The organism is Amycolatopsis sp. NPDC023774 (assembly GCF_040639695.1).
In the GTDB taxonomy this organism is placed as follows: domain Bacteria; phylum Actinomycetota; class Actinomycetes; order Mycobacteriales; family Pseudonocardiaceae; genus Amycolatopsis.
In genome coordinates this window covers 1-1,784 of record NZ_JBFAAJ010000106.1, presented here as the reverse complement: position 1 = coordinate 1,784, position 1,784 = coordinate 1, and the positions used below count along the sequence as shown (strand labels likewise).

Genomic DNA, 1,784 nt, shown 5'->3' with positions numbered 1-1,784 from the left:
GGCCGAGGCGCGTGAAACACCGTCGATGTCGAGGTAACCGTCGTACTGGCCGCGCACGTAGTGGACCGGATCGGCCTCCACCACCGCTCGGAACAAACCGACCTGCGAGCCCTTCAGCGTCAGCGCCAAGAGACAACCCGTCGTGACCTCTCGCATTATCCGGGCTCGTCCTCACGGCCGACCAGACGCCCCGGTGTCCGCCACGGAGGACGAGGCACGGGCAACACAGCTGCGTAGCGAAGCGGCCCAGCTCGGAACCCAGCCGCAAGCGCGCTGCGCCTGTGGCACAACCGCAGGCTTCCGCCTCATGGCCGCCGCGCCTTGCCGCGTACACATCGGCGATGTCGCGTCCTTGACCTCGGTGAGCACATCCAGCTTGCGGGGCTACCTCACCATCAGTTCGAGGGGAGTGCGGCGTCCACGTCGCGCTTGCGCGATCCCGCCGATTCCAGCCCCCGCAGTGTCATGACGCGAGGATCTTGGCCTTCTGGGACTCGAACTCGGCGTCGGTGAGGATGCCCTGCGCCTTGAGCTCGGCAAGCTCCTTGAGCTGCGTGACCGCGTCGCGGGCAGGTGCCGTAGCCGGTTGGGGCGGCGCGTCCTCCTGCGGTTGCTGGGCGTCCTGCTCGTCCTCTTGTCTGGCCCAGCGTTGTCCCTGTCGACGGGAAACTCGATTCGACACGGCAGTTGCCGTCCCCGCGATCGCGGCAGTCCGTGCGATACCTCGGAGGAGTCCTGGCATGGTTCTCGTCCTTTCTCCCTCACATCAGACGTCGGCTGCTTCGGCGGCATCCAGCGATGCGGCGACTGCGTCGAGTGGGACGTAACCGGCGGCCACCACCTCGGCTCCGCCGCGGCGCAGGGCCTCTGTGAACGACCGTGCCCACCGGTTCTCGAACAGCAGGATCGCCGCGGACGATCCAGGTTCGATCGCGGACGCGGCGTCGGCCAGGTCGCCGTCGTCGAGCAGCCCCGAGGACGCGCCTTCGAAGATCGTCACGTCGAGCTGGCCGTCAAGGTCCAGGTCGCGCAACTCGATCGCGCGCACTGACCCAGCCTCGTCCCGGGTGACGAACAGCAGATCGAGGACGCGGACCAAGCCCTGCTCGACCAAGTCCACCAGGATCGACAAGCCCTGCCCGGTGATCTTGCTGCCCGGGAACTCGACGACCAGATAGCTGATCGGCCCCATTGCCTCGATGTCGTCGGTCATCACAGGCCTCCTAGTGCTTCCCGGCAGGCAGTTGTGCGCATCGCCGCGGACGCGCTTGTGCCCCTGGACTCTCGATCAGATGGCCCGCTCTGTCCTCATCCCCAGCAGGTGAACATCGCGCCTGCACGGCGTGGCACGTACTCGATGTTCAGCGCGAGCCGCTCGTTGCACGCGACGTTCGGTACGGTGGTGAACGAAACCGGACTCCGGGAGTCGTCACCGAACACCCCATGCCGACGTTCTGGGGGTGTGCGCTCACCTTCGAACTCACCCAGCCCGGCTCACGGATCACCGGGCTCGATTCTCCCCTGCCCTCAGTACTGGCTTTCCGCTCCACGGGGCCGAAGACCACCGCCGCCATGAATCGAGCACCGCCATCGCCACCGACAGGGAACCCGACAGAACTCTCACCTTGAAGGTCACCACGCCACGCTGACCGGAAGAGTCCGACCACGCCGGCAGCAAGGTGCCGGGTCTCAGCGTGGCCACCGCCTACCGCTACCTGCACGAAACCATCACCGCGCTCGCCGCCCACGCCCCGGACCTGCACCACGTCCTGCAGCAACGCCGC

Annotated in this window: 2 protein-coding genes; both read right to left on the bottom strand. The window is 67.1% G+C overall.

Annotation, left to right across the window (positions count from 1 at the left end):
- Positions 1 to 463 precede the first annotated feature (463 nt).
- Positions 464 to 682, bottom strand: coding sequence for an SHOCT domain-containing protein (locus AB0F91_RS47155; RefSeq protein ID WP_360609050.1), 219 nt, complete (start codon positions 680 to 682; stop codon positions 464 to 466).
- An 84-nt stretch (positions 683 to 766) separates the two neighbouring features.
- Positions 767 to 1,213 (bottom strand): DUF6325 family protein, encoded by a 447-nt coding sequence (locus AB0F91_RS47150; RefSeq protein ID WP_360609048.1) that lies wholly within the window; start codon positions 1,211 to 1,213, stop codon positions 767 to 769.
- Positions 1,214 to 1,784: the final 571 nt, after the last annotated feature.

What these genes read in the sequence shown, in the direction of transcription:
- AB0F91_RS47150 (WP_360609048.1), bottom strand. Translation starts at nt 1,213, where the DNA reads ATGACCGACGACATCGAGGCAATGGGGCCGATCAGCTATCTGGTCGTC.